Below are 20343 nucleotides of genomic sequence, written 5' to 3' on the forward strand. Positions count from 1 at the left end.
AGGAACACCGTGACACCTGTACAGACGCCCACCGCCGCGGCCCTCCCCACCGGGGACGCGGCGGGCCCCGGCCCGGGGCGGGGCGGCGCGGCCGAGGAGCGCTCCGGCCCCGGCGCCCGGCGGAGGGCCCGCCGGGAGAACCTGGCCGGCTACCTCTTCATGTCCCCGTGGATCGCCGGCTTCGCGCTGCTCACCGCGGGCCCGATGATCGCCTCGCTCTACTTCGCCTTCACCGACTACAACCTCTTCGACGCGCCCCGCTGGATCGGCCTGAAGAACTTCACCGACATGTTCGCCGACCCCCGGTGGCGCCACTCCGTCGACGTCACCCTCTGGTACGTCGTCGTCGGCACCCCGCTGAAGCTGGCCGCCGCCCTCGCCGTGGCCCTGCTGCTCAACCAGAAGCGCCGCGGCCAGGGCTTCTACCGGGCCGCGTTCTACGCCCCGTCCCTGATCGGCGCCAGCGTCTCCATCGCCGTCGTCTGGCGCGCGATCTTCTCCGACGACGCCATCGTCGACCGCGCCCAGCGCAGCCTGCTCGGCATGGACGTCGGCGGCTGGATCGGCGACCCCGACTGGATCGTGTACAGCCTCATCGCCCTGACGATGTGGCAGTTCGGCGCCCCGATGGTCATCTTCCTCGCCGGCCTGAAGCAGGTGCCGCGCGAGCTGTACGAGGCCGCCGAGGTCGACGGCGCCGGGCCGTGGCGCCGCTTCTGGAACATCACCCTGCCGATGATCTCCCCGGTGCTGTTCTTCAACGTCCTGCTGGAGACCATCCACTCCTTCCAGATCTTCGGATCCGCCTACATCCTGGGCGGCCAGGCCGGCGGCACCTGCGGACCGGCCGACGCGACGCTCGTCTACACCTGCTACCTGTACGTGCAGGGCTTCGAGAACAGCCGCATGGGCTTCGCCTCCGCCATGGCCTGGATGCTGCTGCTCGCCGTCGGCCTGGTGACGGCGGTGCTGTTCTGGTCCCAGAAGCGCTGGGTGCACTACGAGGAGGCCGCCCGATGAGCGCGCTCGCCACCATCCGCCGCCGCGGCGCCGGCTCGATCGCCTGGCACGCCGGGGCCCTCGCCGTCCTCGCGGTGGTGCTCTACCCGGTGCTGTGGGTGATCGGCGCCTCGCTCAAACCCAACGACGAGATCGTCGGCAGCCTCCAGCTGTTCCCCACCGACCCCATCACCGACAACTACCGGCACCTCGCCCAGGGCATCGCCGACATCCCCCTGAGCACCTTCTTCGGCAACTCCCTCTTCCTGGCGGTCGGTTCCGTCGTCGGCGTGCTGGCCTCCAGCTCCCTGGCGGCCTACGCCTTCACCCGCATCGGGTTCGCCGGGCGCGGGGTGCTGTTCACCCTGATGATCGGCACGCTGCTGCTGCCGTACCACGTCCTGCTCATCCCGCAGTACGTGCTGTTCCAGAAGCTGGAACTGGTCAACACCTACACGCCGCTGCTGCTCGGCAAGTACCTCGCGACGGACGCCTTCTTCGTCTTCCTGATGGTGCAGTTCATGCGGAACCTGCCGAAGGAGCTGGACGAGGCCGCCCGCCTCGACGGGTGCGGGCACCTGCGGACCTACTGGTCGATCGTGCTGCCGCTGTGCCGGCCGGCGCTGATCACCAGCGCGATCTTCACGTTCATCAACGCGTGGAACGACTTCATGGGCCCGCTGATCTACCTCAACGAGCCCGAGAAGTACACCGTGTCGCTCGGCCTGAAGATGTTCGTCGACCAGGACGGCGTCGCCAACTACGGCGGGATGATCGCCATGTCGCTGGTCGCGCTGCTGCCGGTGCTGGTGTTCTTCCTCGCGTTCCAGCGGTACCTGATCGACGGCATGGCCACCTCGGGCCTGAAGGGGTGACGCGGACGTGTCGACGACGAACACGGGGCGGGCGGCGCGGCCGTCCGGCTTCCCCGCGGGTTTCGCGGTCTTCGCGGAGTGCCTGCTGACCGGGGTGTGGATCGCGGTGGCGGCGCTGCCGCTGGTCACGCTGCCGGCCGCGCTCGCCGCGGGCGCGGCGCACCTGCGGCGGGTCCTCGCCGACGAGGCGGGCGGGGTCCGGGAGTTCGTCGCCGACCTGCGGACCGCCGCCGCCCGGCACGGCTGGCTGGTCGGAGCCGCCGGCTGGGCGGCGGCCGCACTCGTCCGGGCCGACCTGGCCGTCGTGCGCGCCGGGGGACTGCCCGGCGGCGCGTTCGCCGGGGCGGTCGGGGTGCTGGCCCTGCTGGGCCTGGTCGTCGCCGGCGTACGGGCCGCCGCGGTGTGGCGGCCCGGCGCGTCGTGGCGCGCGCTGATGGGCGCGGCGGTACGGCGCACCGTGCGCGACCCGGCGGGGTCGCTGGCGCTGGTGTGCGGGCTGGCGGTGATCGCCGCGTCGGCGTGGCTGTCGCCGCCGCTGGCGGTGCCCGCGGTGGGGGTGCTGGTGGGGGCGGCGCTCGCGGTGGAACGCCGCCTGGCCTGAGCGCCGCACGCGACCGCCGGGCCCGACCGCCACGCGTGACCGCCGGCCCGACCGTCATGCCGGGGCCGGGCCCGGCCGTCGCACCCGACCTCCGTACCCGACCGTCGGGCTTGACCGCCGGACCCGGCCGCCGCGCCGGAGCCGGGCGTCCCGGCCACCGCACCACCACGGGACGGCGCCGGGCCTCCCGGACGGACCTACCGGACGGGGAGCGCCCCGCCGCGCCCGCCCCTCCCCGGGACCCCGGGGAGGGGCGTACCCCGCGGCGCGGACCCACCGCCCCGGCTCCCGTGCCCCGCCCCCACGGCACGGGGGCGTTGCTCGGTTTCATCCGCACTCACCGTCAGGAAGGAACGTTCATGTCTCCCATACCGCGCAGATCCCTCCTCAAGGCGGCGGCCGCCGTAGGGGCCGCCGCGCAGTTCAGCCGGGCACTGGGCCAGGGGACCGCACAGGCGGCGCCGGGGGCCGAGGCGGCGGCCGGGGACGCGCCGGTGCGCGTCGGCTGGCTGGAGGACGGCGGGCTCGGCGCCGCGCCCGGCTCCACGTTCGGCGTGCCCTGGCCCAAGGGCGCCGTCCCGGCCGGCCGGGACTTCGCCCTGGCCACCGAGGACGGCCAGACCGTGCCCGTGCAGAGCTGGGCGACCGCCTACTGGCCCGACGGCTCCCTCAAGTGGACCGCCCACGCCGTGGGCCCCGCCGCGGCGGGTGCCGAGAAGTTCACGCTCACGCCCGGCAGCGGGGGCGCCGCCCCCGCCCAGCGCGTCACCGTCACGGAGACCGGCCGGCGGGTCACCGTCGACACGGGCACCATCAAGGCGGTCGTCTCCAAGGACGGCGGGAAGCTCGTCGAGTCCGTCACCCGCGACGGCACGAAGATCGCCACCGACGGCCGGCTCGTCCTGCTGCGGCAGGGCGACCTCGACGACGGCGACCAGGGCAACGCCCGGTGGGAGCGGTTCGACGGCGAGATCGAGCGGGCCGTCGTCGAGCAGCGCGGCCCCGTGCGGGCCGTCGTGCGGATCGACGGCAGGCACCGCAAGGGGAGCCGGAGGTGGCTGCCGTTCAGCGTGCGGCTGTACTTCTACGCGGGCGCCGAGTCGTTCCGGATGGTGCACACCATCACCTACGACGGCGACCAGGACAAGGACTTCGTCCGCGGCCTCGGCGTCCGCTTCACCGTGCCCCTGCGGGACGCGGCGTACGACCGGCACATCCGTATCGCCGGGGAGGGCGAGGGGTTCCTCACCGAGGCCGTCCAGGGCGTCACCGGCCTGCGCCGCGACCCCGGCGCCGCGGTGCGGGCCGCGCAGGTCAAGGGCGAGAAGCTGCCCGACCCGTCGACCTGGGACCAGCGGGTCACCACCCGCCTGCAGTACGTCCCCACCTGGGGCGACTACACGCTCTCCCAGCTGTCCGCGGACGGCTTCGCGCTCCGCAAGCGGACCAAGCCCGGACACGGCTGGATCCCCGCCGGCGGCGGCCGCCGGGCCAACGGCTTCGCGTACGTCGGCGGGGTCAGCGGCGGGTTCTCCTTCGGGCTGCGCGACTTCTGGGAGAAGCACCCCGCCCAGCTCGACGTCCGCGGCGCCGCCGGGGACGCCGCCGAGGTCACCCTGTGGCTCTGGTCGCCCGAGGCGCAGCCCATGGACCTGCGCTTCTACCACGACGGCCTGGGCCAGGACACGTACCCCGAGCAGCTGGAGGGCCTCAACATCACGTACGAGGACCACGAGCCCGGCTTCGGCACCCCCTACGGCATCGCTCGTACCAGCGAGCTGATGTTCTGGGCCAACGCGGCCACCCCCACCGCCGACGTCCTCGTCGCCCAGGCGCGGGCCGTGCGGACACCGCCGCAACTGGCCGTCGGCCCCGAGGACCTGGCCCGCGCCAAGGTGTTCGGCGGGCTGTTCGCCCCCGTCGACCGGTCCACCCCAGCGAAGAGGGCGATCGAGGACCAGCTGGACTTCCTGTTCGCGTACTACAAGGACCAGGTCGAGCAGCGCCGCTGGTACGGCTTCTGGGACTACGGCGACATCATGCACACGTACGACGAGGACCGGCACCAGTGGCGGTACGACGTCGGCGGGTACGCCTGGGACAACTCGGAGCTGTCGCCTGACCTGTGGCTCTGGTACGCGTACCTGCGCTCGGGGCGGGCGGACGTCTTCCGGTTCGCGGAGGCGATGACCCGGCACACCGGGGAGGTCGACGTCTACCACCTCGGGCAGTGGGCGGGGCTCGGCACGCGGCACGGCGTGCAGCACTTCGCCGACAGCGCGAAGCAGCAGCGGATCTCCACCGCCGTGTACCGGCGGCCGTACTACTTCCTCACCGCCGACGAGCGGGTCGGGGACCTCATGCACGACCTGGTCGACTCCGACGAGACCTTCCTCGTCCTCGACCCGATCCGGAAGATCCGCACCGAGCCGTACGAGCCCGACCGGCACGCGCTGTCGATCGGCTTCGGCACGGACTGGAGCGGACTGGCGGCCGCGTGGCTGACCGAGTGGGAGCGGCGCGGCCCCAAGGCGGCGAAGGCGGAGGCGCGGCTGCGGTCCACCATGGAGACGATCGCCGCCCAGCCGAACGGCTTCGTGCAGGGCACGGGCCTGTACGACCTGGACACCGGGCGGTTCGCGGTGGCGACCGAGCCGGTGGTCGGCGTCTCGCACCTGTCGGCGATGTTCGGCCTGGTCGAGATGTGCGCCGAGCTGATCGACCTGATCGACATGCCCGCGTTCGAGGAGGCGTGGCTCGACTACTGCCGCTACTTCAACGCGACGAAGGCCGAACAGGCGGCCCGGTACGGCAAGAACTTCGGCTCGCTCATCCTGCTCCAGGGCCACTCCCGCCAGGACGCGTACGCCGCCGCCCGGACGGGCGACGACGCGCTGGCCGCGCGGGCGTGGCGGAAGTTCCACGACAGCGACGGGTACACGAAGGCCATGAAGTGGGAGAAGACCCCGCTGAAGGGCCCGCAGGTCCTGGAGCCCGGCTACGAACACCCGTGGATCTCCACCAACACCACGGCCCTGTTCGGCCTGGCCGCCATCCAGAACCTGGCCCTGGTGGGCGACAAGATGCCGGGGTGACACCCGGCGGGCCGGCCCCGCGCCGGGAGCGGGGCCGGCCCGCCGACGGGGGAGCGGTGGCGCTCGCGCCACCACGGAGCCGGTCCGCCACCACGGAGCCGGTCCATCGCCACGGGGCCGGTCCGCCGCCCGTCGTACGGCCGGTCCCGCCCCGGGGCGCGGACGCGGTCCGGGGACCGGCCCGGGGGCCCGCCGCCGCAGCCCGCGCGGACGTCCGGGCCGGTGCCCGGCGAGCCCCTGTCGGAGGCGCCCGCTACAGTGCCCGTGCGCATGCGTGTTCGAGGCGCGTGTGGCGGAGTGAAGGGGAGGCCATGCACACGCGACTCAGGGATCTGGCCCAGGAGTTGGCGACGGTCCTGTGGCGGGAGCACACGCTGTACCGCGAGCGGTCGGGCGGTGTCGTCATCCGGGGTGAGCACGTGCGGCGGTGGATCAGCCTGTCGCCCCGCGGCACCCGCGACGACGTGCTCATCCGGGCGGGCCGCATCCTCGACGGCGGCACCACCGCGCCCGCCCGCTCCGAAGTGGTGGTGAGCCTCTCCGCGGGCCGGGACGAACTGGCCGCCGTCTGCCGCCGCCTGCTGGCCGAGGCCGCGGCCGACGCGGAGCCGTCCGCGGCGGCACGGACCGGGTCCGCCCGTGCGGGCGGGCGGCGCGGCCGCGGCGGGGGCGGCGCCCCCACGGGCCGCCCGGGCGGGTCCCGTACCGGCAGGTCCCGTACCAGCAAGTCCCTTACCGGCGGGAGGCGTTCGCGGCACACGAGCCTCATGTCCTGGGTCATCCTGCTCGGCGTGATGGCCCTCGTCGGCGTCTACGCCTACAGCGTCTCCGCCGCGTACCGCTGACCCCCCGCCGCGCCTCCCGCCCGCGCCCGCCGTCCGGCCGGCGCACGACCGGGGCGGGAGGCGCCGGCCGCCGCTCCCGCCCCGGCCGCGGGCGGGGGCGCCGTGCTCGACCGCACCACCAGCTCCGTCGCCAGCTCCACCGGTAAGCCGTCCGTCGGCTCGCCGGCCGCCATCCGTACCAGCAGCGCCAGCGCCGCCCCGGCCATCTCCGCCAGCGGCCGCCGCACCGTCGTCAGCCCCGGCACCGCCCACCGCGCCTCCGGCAGGTCGCCGAAGCCCACGACGGCCACGTCATCCGGCACGCGCAGGCCCCGCTCGGCGAGCGCCCCGTACACGCCCGACGCCATCGCGTCCGAACCGGCGCACACCGCCGTCGGCGGCTCCGGCAGGTCCAGCAGCTCCAGCGTCCGGCGCCGCGCCCCGCACTCCTCCGGCTCGTCGGGACCGGTGCGGCGCACGTACTCCCGCCGGTGGGGCAGCCCGGCCGCCGCAAGCGCCTCGCGCCAGCCGGCGAGCCGCGCGCTCCGGCCGTGCCCGGCGACCAGCGCGATCCGCTCGTGGCCCAGTGCCAGCAGGTGCCCGGCCGCCGCGCGCCCGCCCTCCCGGTCCGCCGCGCCGACGGACACGGAGTCCGGTGACGGCTCCCGCCCGGGGTCGATCAGCACGTACGGCACCCGGTGCCGGGTCAGCCACGCGTGCCGGGACGCGGTCAGCCCGTCCCCGTGGAACAGCACCCCCGCCGTGCCCCGGGCGGCCAACCGGTCCAGCCGGTCCCGCCCCAGGTGCCGGCCGGTCGACACGACGACCTCCAGGCCCTCCGCGTGCGCGGCCCGCTCCACGCCGCGCAGCACCGCCGCCCCCGAGCCGTCCAGCGAGGACAGCACCAGGTCGACCATGCCGTACGGCTTCGGGGGGCCGCTCCGGCGGCGGCGCACGTAACCCAGCCGGTCCAGCACCTCGGTGACCCGGCGGCGGGTCTCGGGCGCCACGTCGTCACGGCCGTTGACGACCTTCGACGCGGTGGGCACCGACACCCCGGCCTCGCGGGCGACCACCGCCAGCGTCGGTCCGGCGGCGCTCACCGTACGCGTCATGGTGCTCCCTCCGAACAGCGTAGTAAGCGCTTCCTACCCTAGGTCGGGCCGCCACCCGGCGGGAAGACCCGTGCCGCACCGGTGATCTCCCCGGGGGCTCCGGCTCACCCCCGCAGCCGGTCCGACACGGCGGCGACGGCGTCCGGCCCCACCCGGCAGCAGCCGCCGACCAGCCGCGCCCCGGCCCGCCGCCACTCCTCCGCGAGGTCGGCCGAGAACGTGGGCCGGCCGCGCCAGCCGCCCGCCGCCGCGTCCCACGTCTCGCCGCTGTTGGGGTACACCACCACCGGTTTGCCCGTCACCCGCGCCGCGACCTCCACCGCCCGCCGCGCGTCCTTCGGCGCGCAGCAGTTCACCCCGACCGCGACGACCTCGTCCGCGTCGGCCGCGAGCCCGAACGCCTCCTCCAGCGGCTGGCCGGCCCGGGTGCGCTCCCCGTCGACGGTGTACGACAGCCAGGCCGGTACGCCCAGGCCGCGCACCGCGCGCAGCAGGGCGCGGGCCTCGTCGGCGTCCGGCACGGTCTCCAGCGCCAGGACGTCGGGCCGGGCCGCGGCCACGGCCTCCAGGCGGGGGCGGTGGAACGCCTCCAGCGCGTCGACCCCCAGCCCGTACCGGCCGCGGTACTCCGAGCCGTCGGCGAGCATCGCCCCGTACGGGCCGATCGACGCGGCGACCCACAACGGGCGGGTGACGCCGCCCGCGCGGGCCCGCCGGGCGGCCTCGCGGACCAGGTCCACGCCGAGCCGGAGCAGCCCGGCCGCGCGGTCGCGGCCGACGCCCCGGCGGGCGAACCCCTCGAACGTGGCCTGGTAGCCGGCGGACGTCACCACGTCGGCACCGGCCTCGTAGTACGCGTGGTGCGCCGCGACGAGCCCCTCGGGCTCCTCGGCGAGCAGCCGCGCCGACCACAGGTCGTCGTCCAGGTCGTACCCGGCGGACTCCAACTGGGAGGAGAGCCCGCCGTCGAGGACGAGCACGGCGGAGGGGGAGGCGAGGACCTCGGCGAGCGGGGGAGCGGCGGTGGTCATGAATGCGAACGTAGCGAAGTCCGTCACTCCCGCCCCGTTGACCTCTCCGTAACGCGCCCTTACCGTTTCGCCGTTCGGAATTGCAGATGCTGTTCGACATCACGAACGGAAGGCGAGCGAACATCCCATGAGCCACCGTCACTCCCTCAGCCGCCGACTCCTCCTCCAGGGCGCCGCCGCCGGAGCCCTCGCCGCCGCGCCCGTGTCCGCCGCCCGCGCGGCCGAGGCCGCCCCGGCGGCGGACACCGCCGGCCGGACCGTCGCGGCACAGGCGCCCGGCGCGCTGCCCGGCAGGCCGTACACCAACCCGCTCGTACGCAACCGCGCCGACCCGCACGTCCACCGCCACACCGACGGCCGCTACTACTTCACCGCGACCGCCCCCGAGTACGACCGCATCATCCTGCGCCGCTCCCGCACCCTCGCCGGCATCGCCACCGCCGACGAGGCGGTCGTCTGGCGCCGGCACACGAGCGGCGACATGGCCGCCCACATCTGGGCCCCGGAGATCCACCACATCGACGGCCGCTGGTACGTCTACTTCGCCGCCGCACCCGCCCACGACGTCTGGCGCATCCGGATGTGGGTGCTGGAGAACCGGCACCCCGACCCGTTCCAGGGCACCTGGACCGAACGGGGCAGCATCACCACCGCCTGGGACACCTTCTCCCTCGACGCCACCACCTTCACCCACCGCGGCTCCCGCTACCTCGCCTGGGCGCAGCACGAGCCCGGCACGGACAACAACACCGCCGTCTTCCTGTCCCGGATGGCCGATCCGCTGACCCTGACCGGCCCCCAGGTGCGGCTCACCACGCCCGAGTACGACTGGGAGTGCGTCGGCTTCAAGGTGAACGAGGGCGCCGCGTTCCTCCGCCGCAACGGCCGGATCTTCATGACGTACTCGGCCAGCGCCACCGACAGCAACTACTGCCTGGGCCTGCTCACCGCCGACGACACGAGCGACCTCATGGACCCGGCCTCCTGGACCAAGTCCCCGACGCCCGTCTTCACCAGCAACGACTCCACCCGCCAGTACGGGCCGGGCCACAACTGCTTCACCGTCGCCGAGGACGGCCGCACCGACGTGCTCGTCTACCACGCCCGCCAGTACAAGGAGATCACCGGCGACCCGTTGCACGACCCCAACCGCCACACCCGTCTCCAGAGGCTCGGCTGGAAGCCCGACGGGACCCCCGACTTCGGTGTCCCCGTCGCCGACCGCACCTGATCCCCGAAGGAGCCCCCGATGACCGGGACGAGACGCCTCGCCCTGCTCGCGACCGCCGCGGCCACGGCCGCCACCGCGCTGACCGCCACCCCCGCGGCCGCCGGCGGCCCGTACGGGCAGGGCCCGCGCCACTGCGCCGGCACCGCCCCCGTCACCTGCCACTACGACGTGCCCCCCGGCACGTACGACGTGACCGTCACCCTCGGCGCGGACACCGCCGCGACCACCTCCGTCACCGCCGAGACCCGCCGCACCGTGCTCGCCGCCACGCCGACGGCGGCGGGGGAGCGCACCACCCGCTCGTTCACCGTCGACGTCCGCACCCCGGAGGGCGAGCCCACCGGACCCGACGGGACACCCGGCCTCGACCTCGTCCTCACCGGCGCCGACGGCGCCGCCCCGGCGCTCGCCGCGATCCGGGTCACGCCCGCCCCCCGTGCCCGGAAGCTGCTGCTGATCGGCGACTCCACCGTGTGCGACCAGCCGGGCGCCCCCTACAGCGGCTGGGGCCAGCAGCTGCCCCGGTTCCCGGGCCGGGGCACGGCCGTCGCCAACCACGCCGACTCCGGCGAGTCCACCGTCAGCTACCTGGCGAACCCGGCCCTCTTCGACCGCGTCCGCGCCCGGATCCGCCCCGGCGACCTGGTGCTCGTCCAGCTCGCCCACAACGACAAGCAGACCGACGCCGCCACCTACCGCGCGAACCTCACCGCCCTCGTCGACGGCGTCCGGGCCGAGGGCGGCCGCCCGGTGCTCGTCACGCCCGTCGTCCGCCGCTGGTTCAACCCGGACGGCACCCTCGACAACGGCACCGCCCTCCTCGTCAACGGGCTCGGCGTCGACCACCCCGCCGAGGTCCGCGCCCTCGCCGCCCGGCTCGGCACCCCGCTCGTCGACCTGACCGCGCTCACCAAGGCGCGGGTCGAGCAGCTCGGGCCCGAGGCGTCGAAGGCCCTGTACCTGACGGACGAGAAGCGCGACAACACCCACACCTCCGTGCGCGGCGCCACCGAGTACGCCCGGCTGGTCGCGGACGAGCTGGCGGCGCGGGGACTGCTCACCCGCCGGGCGGCGCCCTGACCCCCGTCCGCACCCCTCGCCCGCGGCCTGCGGGCCCCGGGCGGGGGGACCGGTCGGCCCGGCCGGGGAGCGCCGTCCCCGGCCGGCCCGGCCGTGCGCCGCGGTGCGGCCGGTCACCCGGCGGTGGGCATCGACACGGCGCACGCCGCCCCGTTCAGGGTGAAGGCGGCCGGCGGCGTGTTGGCGCCGGACCAGGCGCCGTTGAGGCCGAACGTGACCGACCCGCCGGCCGCGACGACCGCGTTGTACGGCAGGTTCGCGGCCGTCACCGACGTCCCCGACTGGCTGACGGAGGCGTTCCACGCCTGGGTCACGCTCTGCCCGGACGGCCACGCCCAGCCGACCCGCCAGCCGTCCACCGGGGCGGTGCCCGTGTTCCGCACGGTCACCTGGGCGGTGAAGCCGCCGTTCCACTGGTTCTGCACCGCGTAGGTCACCGCGCAGCCGCCCACCGGATCGGGACCAGGGCCGGGTCCGCCGCTCCAGCCGAGCGCCTCGGCGATGCCGTGGTAGGCGGGCTTGGGCCGGAAGCCCTCGTCGTACGGGGTGGCCGCGCCCTCGCCCGGGAAGAAGTCGGGGATCCACGAGTCGGAGTCCGTGAAGCCCCACACGGTCACGCCCGTGCAGCGGGCCACCGCGACGCACGCCTGGGTGACGGCCTTGAAGTCGGCCTTCTGCTGGGCCAGTTTCGCCTCGGTCGCCGGGAGCCGCATCCGGATGTCGAGCTCCGTGACGGCCACGTCCACGCCGAGGTCGGAGAACCGCTTGATGTTCGCCTGGAGGGTGGACGGCACCTGACCGACGATCAGGTGGGCCTGGAGGCCGACGCCGTCGATGGGCACGCCCTGCGCCTTCAGCGAGCGGACCAGGGCGTACATGGCGTCGCTCTTGGCGTTGATCCCCTCGACGTTGTAGTCGTTGAGGTACAGCTTCGCCGCGGGGTCGGCGGCGCGGGCGGCGCGGAAGGCGTCGGCGATGTAGCCGTCCCCGACGACCCGCTGGAACACCGACGGGCGGCGCGTGCCGTCCTCCTCGAACGCCTCGTTGACCACGTCCCAGTGGTGGATGCGGCCCTTGTAGCGGCCCGCCTCGGTGGCGATGTGGTCCGTCATCACCGTGCGCAGGCTTTCGGCGGTCCACGAGCCGTTCTCCACCCACGACGGGAGCTGGCTGTGCCACACCAGCGTGTGGCCGCGCACCTTCTGCCCGTTCGCCTCGGCGAAGTCCACCACGGCGTCGGCACCGGACCAGCGGAAGTCGCCGCGGACCGGTTCGACCGAGCCCCACTTCATCTCGTTGCCGGGGGTGACGGAGTCGAACTGCCCGGCGGTCACGGCCGCGTAGGTGCCGGTCAGCTTGGACGCGGTCACGGCCGTCCCGTAGTAGACGCCCTTCGCCGCGGCGAGGTCCCGCAGCACGGGGTCCGCGGTCCCGGCGGCGTGTCCCGGCACCGCGGTGCCGGCCACCAGCAGGGCGGCGGTCGACAGGCCGAACACGGCTCTGCGTAAGCTCTGGAGCTTCATGGACGTCCCTCTCATGACGGCTTCCGGTCTCCCCCGGTTTTCCGGAAGACTGCTGCAAGGTTTCGAGAGTGCGTCCGGAACGGTAGAGGCGCGCGGGGCAACCGTCAACGGAGGTGGGGGAATTGGCAGAGGGCAGAACGCCCGGGGCCGCCCGGGGGAAGATCACCATCACGGAGATCGCGCGGGAGGCGGGGGTCTCCGTACCGACCGTGTCGCGGGTCGTCAACGGCAGGTCGGACGTGTCGCCCGCCACCCGCGCGCGCGTGGAGGACCTGCTGAGGGAGCACGGCTACCGGCGTCGCCCCACCGCGCCCGGCGACCGCGCGGCCCTCCTCGACCTCGTCTTCAACGACCTGGACAGCCCCTGGGCCGTCGAGATCATCCGGGGCGTCGAGCAGGTCGCCCACGCGGCCGGCATGGGCACCGTCGTCTCGGCGATCCACGGCCGCAGCGGCGACGCCCGCCAGTGGATGCGCAACCTGCGCGCCCGCGCCTCGGGCGGCGTCATCCTCGTCACGTCCGTCCTGGAGCCCGTCCTCCACGAGGAACTGCGGCGCCTCGGCGTGCCCCTGGTCGTCGTCGACCCGGCCGGCTCCCCGGCCCTGGACGCCCCGACCGTGGGCGCCACCAACTGGGCGGGCGGCCTCGCCGCCACCGAGCACCTGCTGGGGCTCGGCCACCGCCGGATCGGCTTCGTCGCCGGGCCGCCCCGGCTGCTCTGCTCGCGGGCGCGTCTCGACGGCCACCGGGCGGCCCTGGAGGGCGCGGGGATCGCCGTCGACGAGTCCCTCGTCGTGCAGGGCGACTTCTACCACGCGTCCGGGTTCACCGGCTGCACCACCCTCCTCGACCGGGAGGACCCGCCGACGGCGCTGTTCGCGGCGAGCGACCAGATGGCCCTCGGCGCCATCGAGGCCCTGCGCCGGCGCGGACTGCGGGTGCCGGAGGACATGAGCGTCGTCGGTTTCGACGACCTGCCGGAAGTGCGCTGGTCCTCGCCGCCGCTGACGACCGTGCGCCAGCCGCTGGTCGAGATGGGCAAGACGGCCGTCCGCACGGTCCTGCGCCTCGCCCGCGACGAGGAGCTGGACTCCCCGCGCGTGGAGCTCGCCACGGAGCTGGTCGTACGGTCCAGCACGGCCCCGCCCGCGAGGTGACCGCGCGGCCCCGCCGGTCCGGACCCGGCCGGCGGGGCCGCGTCCGCTCGGGGAAGCGGTGGGGGGAGGGCGCGGGGACCGCGCCCGGGAAGCGAGGTCGGGACGGGGCGGGGAGGTGGGTGAGCGTCCTCCCGCTTCCGGAAGCCTTCCGGAAGGCTTTCAGAGGTTCTGGGAGCGTTCTCCCGCCGCGCCGCACGGGCGCCGCGCCCGCCGAGGCGTCCCGGACGGCCGAGGGGGATCCCCCGGGACCTCCCGGAACCGCGCGGGAGCGAGGGGTCCCGTGGCCCGCCCCCGGCAGGGGGAGGCGCCGCCGCCCCGGCGCGGGGGAGCGGGGGTCAGATCCGGGAGCCGACCCCCGGCACCGTCCAGGCCGGCTCCGTGCCGGTGAGCTGGCAGACCACGAGGTACAGCGGGATCGGCGGGGTGTACGGCGAGGTGCCGCCCGGCCGCCGTATCAGCCGCGGGTGCCGGTCGGGGACGTAGCCGCCGGGCGCGTAGCAGGCGGGCAGCGGCCAGCGCAGGTCCGCGTCGGAGCCGGCCGGGACGAGCCACCACCACCAGTCGGAGTCGGCGAACACGCAGCCGTTCCCGGGCAGCCTGCTGAGCAGCCGCATCCCGTGCCGCGCGGGCATCCCCACCGCGTCGCAGCCCAGGGTGGCCGGCAGGTGCGGCGGCGGGGTCAGCCGCACCTCGCCGAGCGGCTCCTCCCACAGCGCGCCGGCCCTGCGGCGGCCGTGCGGGCCGTACGGGGACAAGGGGGTCACCATCGATCTCAGCATGGCTCCGCCGTGCCGTGGACCAGCTCCGCCCAGACGACGCGCCCCGCCCCGTGCCGGGCGTCGTGGGTGCCCCACGCGCTGCACATCGCGTCGATGAGGAACAGCCCCCGGCCGCACTCCTCCCGCTCGGCCGCGCGCAGCCGCGGCCCGGTCACCCGGCAGCCCTCGTCGTGGACGGCGATCCGCACGAGCTCGCCGCGGTCCCGCAGCTCGCAGACGACGCGCCCGCTCGCGGTGTGCACCACGGCGTTGGTGAACAGTTCGGAGACGACCAGCTCGGCCGTGTCGCGCACGTCCCCGGTGACGTCCCACAGGGCCAGGCGCTCCACGACGAGCCGGCGGGCCCGGGCCACCGACTCGGCGCGCGCGGGCAGCTCGAAGGCGAAGCGGCGGACGTCGGGCGTGCCCGGCCGGTTCGCGTGCGCGTACGGGCGCGGGACGCGGGGCAGCCCATGGGGGTGTGGAGCGGGGGTCACCGGTCGAGCGGCTGCGAGCTGGGGGGTGAGCGCATTGCCAGGTGCCACGACCGATTCCTCACATGGGAGCGGCGCCGTACGCCGCATCTCCCCGGGGCAGAGCGCGCGGCAGCCGCGTGAACTGGTTCACCGACTGGTTCATCGGAATACTTTCCTCCCGTCGTGGACACTTGGCAAGCGGCACTCTGAAAATTGCAGAGTGATGTGTCCTCTCTGGCAATCGCATGGCACACTCAACGAAAAAGCGCGTGGGGAGGTCAGAAGTGAGCGAGCCGCGGTCCGCCCCCACGGTGGGACAGGTCGTACTCGGCAAGCGACTGCAGGATCTGCGGGAAAAGGCGGGCCTGAAGCGGGAGGAGGCCGCCAGGGTCCTGCACGTGGCCCCGGCCACGATCCGCCGCATGGAGACCGCGGAAGTCGCCCTGAAGATCCCCTACGTCCAGCTGCTCCTCCAGGCGTACGGCGTCGACCGCGACGAGGCGGACGGCTTCGTGCGGCTCGCCGAGGACGCCAACAGACCCGGCTGGTGGCAGCGGTTCCACGACGTGCTGCCGGGCTGGTTCAGCATGTACGTCAGCCTGGAGGGCGCCGCGAGCATCATCCGGGCCTACGAACCGCACTTCGTCCCCGGACTGCTCCAGACCGAGGACTACGCCCGGGCCGTCCTCCGCGCCGGCGCGGTCGGCCGGGTCAGCCCCGAGGACACCGAGCGCCACGTCGCGCTGCGGATGGAGCGGCAGGGCCTGCTGACCCGGCCCGACCCCCCGAAGTTCTGGGTGGTCATGGACGAGACGGTGCTGCGGCGCCGTCCGCCCGGCACCGGCCCCGCGCTCATGCGCGCCCAGCTCGACCGGCTGGTCGAGGCGGCGGAGCTGCCCCACGTCACCCTGCAGGTCGCGGAGTTCGCGACGGGCCACCACCCCGGCACGTACGGCCCCTTCGTGCTGTTCCGGTTCGCGATGCCGGAACTCCCGGACATGGTCTACAGCGAGTACCTGACCGGCGCGGTCTACCTCGACGCGCGTCCCGAGGTGGCCTCCCACCTGGAGGTCATGGACCGCATGGCGGCGCAGGCCGCCACCGCACAACGTACGAAGGAAATCCTCCGGGCTTTCCGCAAGGAGCTGTGAATGGTTCGCATATACAACGGCATGCCCGCCGCCGACCTCGGCGCCGAGGGGTGGCACAAGCCGTGGAGCGGCGGCAACGGCGGCAACTGCATCGAGGCCATGAAGCTGGCCGACGGCAGGGTCGCGGTGCGCCAGTCCGCCGATCCTGACGGCCCCGCCCTCATCTACACCCCTGGGGAGATCGCCGCGTTCATCCAGGGTGCCAAGTCCGGGCAGGCCGACTTCCTGCTCACCTGACCCGGAGTCATAAGGTGACGTCCACCGAGGCGTTGACCACGCGGCCGACCCCGCGCACCGGAACGTCCTCAGTGACCGAGCACGCCCCGACCCCCGACCCCTGGAGCAGCCGATGACCGGGAACGACGCCGCCACCGACGGCGTACCCGCCGCAGGCGTACGGATCGACACCAGCAAGCCGCATCCCGCCCGGATGTACGACTGGTTCCTCGGCGGCAAGGACAACTACCCGGTCGACGAGGAGATGGCCCACCAGCTCCTCACCATCGACGCGCGCGGCCGCGACATGGCGCGCGTCAACCGGGCGTTCATGCACCGCGCGACCCGTTGGCTGGGCAGGGCGGGCGTCCGCCAGTACCTGGACATCGGCACCGGCATCCCCACCGAGCCCAACCTGCACCAGATAGCCCAGCAGGTCGCACCCGAGGCGCGGATCGTCTACTGCGACAACGACCCGATCGTCCTGGCCCACGCCGAGGCGCTGCTGCGCTCCACGCCGGAGGGCGCCACCGCGTACATCCAGGCCGACGCCCGCGACCCGCAGACCATCCTGGAGCGCGCCGGCGAGGTCCTCGACTTCACCCGGCCCGTCGCGCTGTCCCTGCTCGCGCTGCTCCACTTCGTCGACGACGAGGACGGGGCGTACGAGCTGGTGTCCCGCCTCGTCGAACGGCTGGCGCCGGGCAGCTACCTCGTCCTGTCGCACGTCACCAGCGAGTTCGACCCGGAGGGCGCGGCGAAGGCGCGCGCCATGTACCAGGGGCGCGGCCTCACCCTGCGGCCGCGCACCCGCGAGGAGTTCACCCGCTTCTTCGACGGCCTGGAGCTGGTCGAGCCGGGCGTGACGCTGACCGCCGACTGGCGCCCGGAGCTGGGCGAGCCCATCCCGGTCGCCGGCGACGACCCCATCCCGGGGTACGCCGGAGTCGCCCGCAAGCCGTGACGGCGCGCCCGGGGCCGGACCGGACCCGCTGCCCGGCGCCCGCGCGCTCCCGAGGGGCGCGGGCGTCGTGCGGGCGGCGTCACCCGGATCGGCCCCGGACGGGCAGATGTCCCTTTTGCCCGATTATCCTGTCAGGGTGGATTCCTCTCCGACGTCTGCGGGGGCCGGTCCCGCCAGGGGGCGGCCCCGCGGCGGGGTGCGCGAGGAGATCCGGGCGTCGTGGGAGCGGTCGCACCTGCTCGGCATCGACGTCGAGGGCACGGCGCTGCCCATCGAGAGCGACCTGGACCCGGACTCGCGGCTGATCAGGGCCGCCGCGCCGGTACTGGAGCGGCTGTGCGCGCGGTTCTCCGGGCTGCCGGTCACCGTGTCGCTGACGGACGCCCGCGCCCACATCATCGACCGGCGCGGCGACCCCATGGGGCTCGACCTGATGGACGAGGCGTCGCTGGTGCGGGGCGCCAACGTGGACGAGCGGTTCATGGGGACCAGCAGCGTCAGCATGGTCCTCAGCACCCGGGCGCCCTTCATGGTCGTCGGGCACGAGCACTTCCTGCACAACCTCAAGGCGCTGACCTGCATGGCCGCACCCGTGCGCGACCCCGTCGGCGGCGTCGTGCAGGGCGTGGTCAACCTCTCCGTCCCCGAGGGGCTGGCGAAGCCGGAGATGGCGCTGATGCTCCAGAACGCCACCGACCGCATCGGGGAGCGGCTGCTGGAGCTGAGCACCACCCGGGAGCGGGAGCTGGTGACCTCCTTCCTCCGGACCAGGCGGCGCGGCGGGCACGCCGGGCTCCTCCACGTCGGTACGGGCGAGCTGGCCGGCCACGGCGACACCGCGCCCCTGCTGGACCGGCACGAGCGGGTCGCGCTGCTGGACGCCGCCGTCGACCTGATCGGCTCGAACGAGCAGTCGTCCGCCGAGGTCGTCCTGACGGGCGGACGCGTCGCCGCGCTGCGCCGCAGGCAGCTGCGCCACGGCGACGCGGAGGGCGCCGCCGTCGAGGTCGTCTTCCGCGACTCCCGCCCCCGGGGCCCCGTCGGTACCGCCGCACGGGGCACGGCGGTACCGTCACCGGCGCTCGCGCCCGGCGGACCCGCCGGCACCACGGGGGGTACCGCGACGGCGCCCGACGGGCGGGAGGTCCCGCTGCTGTCGAGCGGCGCGGTCGGCACCGCCCCGGAGCAGGGCGGGCGCGGCGCTCCCGGCGAACACGGCGCTCCCGGCGAACACGGCGCTCCCGGCGAACACGACGCTCCCGGTGAGCACGACGTTCCCGGCGGGCGTGACGTTCCCGGCGGGAACGGGACCGACGCGTGGCTGCTGCTCGTCGGGGAGCAGGGCGTCGGCCGCCTGGCCGCCGAGGCGCGCGGGCGGCTCTCCCTGCTGAACGAGGCGGGCGTCCGCGTCGGCACCACCCTGGACATGCGGCGCACCGCCGAGGAACTGGCCGAGATCGCCGTGCCGCGCTTCGCCGACCTCGCCGTGGTGGAGCTCGTGGAGGGCGTCCTCGCGGGTGAGGAACCGCCGCCCGGCCCGCTCGCCCCCGGCACCACCCTGTGCCGTGCCGCCCTGCGCGCCGGCACCACCGCGACCGGCGCCTTCACCGACCCCGGCCCGGTCCGGCACCCCACGGGCACCCCGCAGGCGCGGTGCCTGCGCACGGGGCGTCCGGTGGCCGACTCCGTACCGGCGGCGGCCGCCGCCGGCGCCGCCCACCCGGTCGCCCTGCTGGGCGAAGGCGTCCACGCGTACGTCGCCGCCCCGCTGTACGCCAGGGGCCGGATCCTCGGCCTGGCCGGCTTCTACCGCCGCGGCGAGGACCGCCCCTTCGAGGAGGACGACCTGACGCTCGCCGGCGAACTCGCGGCCCGCGCCGCGATCAGCGTGGACAACGCCCGCCGCTTCAGCCGCGAGCACAACGCCTCCCTCACCCTCCAGCGCAGCCTGCTGCCGCACGCCATGCCCCGGCTCACCGCGGCCGACCTCGCCTCCCGCTACCTGCCGGCGGACGGGCGGACCGGGACGAGCGCGGGGGTGGGCGGCGACTGGTTCGACGCCATCCCGCTGTCCGGGATGCGCGTCGCGCTGGTCGTCGGGGACGTCGCCGGCCACGGGCTGCAGGCGGCCGCCACCATGGGCCGGCTGCGCACGGCGGTGCGCACCCTCGCCGGGCTCGACCTGCCGCCCGAGGAGGTGCTGGCCCACCTGGACGAACTGGTCGGACGCCCCTCCGGCGACCCGGCCGACGAGTACGACGCCGCCACGGCCACGACCTGCCTGTACGCGGTGTACGACCCGGTCACCTGCCGCTGCACCGCCGCCCGGGCCGGCCACCCGCCGCCGGCCGTGGCACCGCCCGGCGGCGAGGCGCGGCTCCTCGACCTGCCCGCCGGACCGCCGCTGGGCCTCGGCGGGCTGCAGCCGTACGAGTCCGCCACCGTCGACCTCGCCCCCGGCAGCCTGCTGGCGCTGTACACCGACGGGCTGCTCAAGGAGGGCCGCGCCTACGGTGACGTCGAGGCGTCGACCGGCCGGCTGCTGTCCGCGCTGGCCGGCCCCGGCCCCTCGCGCGACCCGGAGCGGGTCTGCGACCGGATCACGGAGGCGGTGCTGCCCGGCGGCCCGCGCGACGACGTGGCGCTGCTGGTGGCCCGGGTGCGCGCCCTGCCCGCCGACCGGGTGGCGACCTGGGAGCTGCCCGCCGACCCGTCCGTCGTCGCCGAGTCCCGGGCGCTGGTGCGCCGGAAGCTCACCGAGTGGGGGCTGGGGCACATGGAGTTCACCACCGGCCTGGTGGTCAGCGAACTGGTCACCAACGCCGTGCGGTACGGGGGCGGCGGCCCCGTGTCGCTGCGGCTGCTCCGCGACGACACGCTGATCTGCGAGGTGTCCGACCACAGCAACACGTCACCGCGCATCCGGCGGGCGGCCACCACCGAGGAGGGCGGGCGCGGCCTGTTCCTCGTGGCGCAGTTCACCAGGAGGTGGGGCGCCCGGTTCATGCCGCAGGGCAAGACGGTGTGGGCCGAGCAGGTGCCGCACGCGGACCGGCAGTCCCCGGAGGCGGAGGGACATGCGCTGCTGGCGATGTTCGACGACGTGGGGTGAGCCCCCGGGGACCGCCGGCACGCGGTCGCGCACCGGTGTGCGCACACCGTCGGCGGGGCGTGGCGTCCCGGTACGGGTGAGGTGCGGAGGGGCGGGGGCCCACGGCGGCCGCCGCGGCGAGGACCGGAGGGCGGG

At 75.0% G+C, this 20343-nt stretch carries 17 protein-coding genes; 12 read left to right on the top strand and 5 right to left on the bottom strand.

Features of this window, described 5'->3' with window-relative positions:
• Positions 1-9: 9 nt before the first annotated feature.
• From IE106_RS20545 to IE106_RS20565, 5 genes are all read left to right on the top strand, one after another.
• Positions 10-1020, top strand: coding sequence for a carbohydrate ABC transporter permease (locus tag IE106_RS20545; protein WP_229840636.1), 1011 nt, complete (start codon positions 10-12; stop codon positions 1018-1020).
• A complete protein-coding gene (locus IE106_RS20550) occupies positions 1017-1874 on the top strand; it encodes a carbohydrate ABC transporter permease (RefSeq protein WP_189536187.1) in 858 nt (285 codons plus the stop codon). Before IE106_RS20545 ends, IE106_RS20550 begins: the two co-directional genes overlap by 4 nt.
• A 7-nt stretch (positions 1875-1881) precedes the next feature.
• Complete coding sequence (locus IE106_RS20555) at positions 1882-2475, top strand: hypothetical protein (protein WP_189536189.1); 594 nt, start codon at positions 1882-1884, stop codon at positions 2473-2475.
• Between the two features lie 359 nt (positions 2476-2834).
• Positions 2835-5570, top strand: coding sequence for an exo-rhamnogalacturonan lyase family protein (locus IE106_RS20560; RefSeq protein ID WP_189536191.1), 2736 nt, complete (start codon positions 2835-2837; stop codon positions 5568-5570).
• Positions 5571-5881: 311 nt separating this feature from the next.
• Positions 5882-6415 carry a hypothetical protein gene (locus tag IE106_RS20565; protein WP_189536192.1) on the top strand — a complete coding sequence of 178 codons (534 nt, stop codon included), beginning with the start codon at positions 5882-5884 and terminating at the stop codon, positions 6413-6415.
• Here the strand turns inward: IE106_RS20565 and IE106_RS20570 are convergent.
• Positions 6388-7509, bottom strand: coding sequence for a LacI family DNA-binding transcriptional regulator (locus IE106_RS20570; RefSeq protein WP_189536194.1), 1122 nt, complete (start codon positions 7507-7509; stop codon positions 6388-6390). The two genes, IE106_RS20565 and IE106_RS20570, sit on opposite strands and share 28 nt — an antisense overlap.
• A 104-nt stretch (positions 7510-7613) precedes the next feature.
• Positions 7614-8540 carry a homocysteine S-methyltransferase gene (mmuM, locus tag IE106_RS20575; RefSeq protein WP_189536196.1) on the bottom strand — a complete coding sequence of 309 codons (927 nt, stop codon included), beginning with the start codon at positions 8538-8540 and terminating at the stop codon, positions 7614-7616.
• Between the two features lie 127 nt (positions 8541-8667).
• On the opposite strand from mmuM, the gene IE106_RS20580 reads away from it, so the two are divergent.
• On the top strand, positions 8668-9771 hold the full coding sequence (locus IE106_RS20580; protein ID WP_189536198.1) for a glycoside hydrolase family 43 protein: 1104 nt from the start codon (positions 8668-8670) through the stop codon (positions 9769-9771).
• Between the two features lie 18 nt (positions 9772-9789).
• Positions 9790-10851 (top strand): rhamnogalacturonan acetylesterase, encoded by a 1062-nt coding sequence (locus IE106_RS20585; protein ID WP_189536200.1) that lies wholly within the window; start codon positions 9790-9792, stop codon positions 10849-10851.
• Positions 10852-10964: 113 nt separating this feature from the next.
• Here the strand turns inward: IE106_RS20585 and IE106_RS20590 are convergent, their stop codons facing one another.
• Positions 10965-12374, bottom strand: coding sequence for a glycoside hydrolase family 10 protein (locus tag IE106_RS20590; protein ID WP_229840638.1), 1410 nt, complete (start codon positions 12372-12374; stop codon positions 10965-10967).
• 122 nt (positions 12375-12496) lie between these two features.
• Here IE106_RS20590 and IE106_RS20595 point away from each other — a divergent pair, with 122 nt between their 5' ends.
• On the top strand, positions 12497-13531 hold the full coding sequence (locus IE106_RS20595; protein WP_189536204.1) for a LacI family DNA-binding transcriptional regulator: 1035 nt from the start codon (positions 12497-12499) through the stop codon (positions 13529-13531).
• Positions 13532-13866: 335 nt separating this feature from the next.
• Here the strand turns inward: IE106_RS20595 and IE106_RS20600 are convergent, their stop codons facing one another.
• Positions 13867-14298, bottom strand: coding sequence for a hypothetical protein (locus IE106_RS20600; RefSeq protein WP_189536206.1), 432 nt, complete (start codon positions 14296-14298; stop codon positions 13867-13869).
• A 5-nt stretch (positions 14299-14303) separates the two neighbouring features.
• The gene (locus IE106_RS30460) at positions 14304-14834 is read right to left on the bottom strand and encodes an ATP-binding protein (RefSeq protein ID WP_373295968.1); all 531 of its coding nucleotides are present in this window, start codon (positions 14832-14834) and stop codon (positions 14304-14306) included.
• Positions 14835-15049: 215 nt separating this feature from the next.
• Here IE106_RS30460 and IE106_RS20610 point away from each other — a divergent pair, with 215 nt between their 5' ends.
• From IE106_RS20610 to IE106_RS20625, 4 genes are all read left to right on the top strand, one after another.
• Positions 15050-15916, top strand: a complete 867-nt coding sequence (locus IE106_RS20610; protein ID WP_189536211.1) for a Sco1979 family transcriptional regulator — start codon at positions 15050-15052, stop codon at positions 15914-15916.
• Complete coding sequence (locus IE106_RS20615; protein ID WP_023590865.1) at positions 15917-16153, top strand: DUF397 domain-containing protein; 237 nt, start codon at positions 15917-15919, stop codon at positions 16151-16153.
• 112 nt (positions 16154-16265) lie between these two features.
• Positions 16266-17096 carry an SAM-dependent methyltransferase gene (locus IE106_RS20620; RefSeq protein WP_189536213.1) on the top strand — a complete coding sequence of 277 codons (831 nt, stop codon included), beginning with the start codon at positions 16266-16268 and terminating at the stop codon, positions 17094-17096.
• A gap of 136 nt (positions 17097-17232) precedes the next feature.
• Positions 17233-20208 carry a SpoIIE family protein phosphatase gene (locus IE106_RS20625; RefSeq protein WP_229840640.1) on the top strand — a complete coding sequence of 992 codons (2976 nt, stop codon included), beginning with the start codon at positions 17233-17235 and terminating at the stop codon, positions 20206-20208.
• The last annotated feature ends 135 nt before the right edge of the window (positions 20209-20343 follow it).

This window comes from Streptomyces roseolilacinus (genome assembly GCF_014649335.1).
In the GTDB taxonomy this organism is placed as follows: Bacteria; Actinomycetota; Actinomycetes; order Streptomycetales; family Streptomycetaceae; genus Streptomyces; species Streptomyces roseolilacinus.

Bases quoted from the DNA above. Each gene is read 5' to 3' on its own strand.
- IE106_RS20550 (WP_189536187.1), top strand. From the start codon at position 1,017: ATGAGCGCGCTCGCCACCATCCGCCGCCGCGGCGCCGGCTCGATCGCC.
- IE106_RS20560 (WP_189536191.1), top strand. From the start codon at position 2,835: ATGTCTCCCATACCGCGCAGATCCCTCCTCAAGGCGGCGGCCGCCGTA.
- IE106_RS20565 (WP_189536192.1), top strand. From the start codon at position 5,882: ATGCACACGCGACTCAGGGATCTGGCCCAGGAGTTGGCGACGGTCCTG.
- IE106_RS20570 (WP_189536194.1), bottom strand. From the start codon at position 7,509: ATGACGCGTACGGTGAGCGCCGCCGGACCGACGCTGGCGGTGGTCGCC.
- mmuM (WP_189536196.1), bottom strand. From the start codon at position 8,540: ATGACCACCGCCGCTCCCCCGCTCGCCGAGGTCCTCGCCTCCCCCTCC.
- IE106_RS20580 (WP_189536198.1), top strand. From the start codon at position 8,668: ATGAGCCACCGTCACTCCCTCAGCCGCCGACTCCTCCTCCAGGGCGCC.
- IE106_RS20585 (WP_189536200.1), top strand. From the start codon at position 9,790: ATGACCGGGACGAGACGCCTCGCCCTGCTCGCGACCGCCGCGGCCACG.
- IE106_RS20590 (WP_229840638.1), bottom strand. From the start codon at position 12,374: ATGAAGCTCCAGAGCTTACGCAGAGCCGTGTTCGGCCTGTCGACCGCC.
- IE106_RS20600 (WP_189536206.1), bottom strand. From the start codon at position 14,298: ATGGTGACCCCCTTGTCCCCGTACGGCCCGCACGGCCGCCGCAGGGCC.
- IE106_RS20615 (WP_023590865.1), top strand. From the start codon at position 15,917: ATGGTTCGCATATACAACGGCATGCCCGCCGCCGACCTCGGCGCCGAG.
- IE106_RS20620 (WP_189536213.1), top strand. From the start codon at position 16,266: ATGACCGGGAACGACGCCGCCACCGACGGCGTACCCGCCGCAGGCGTA.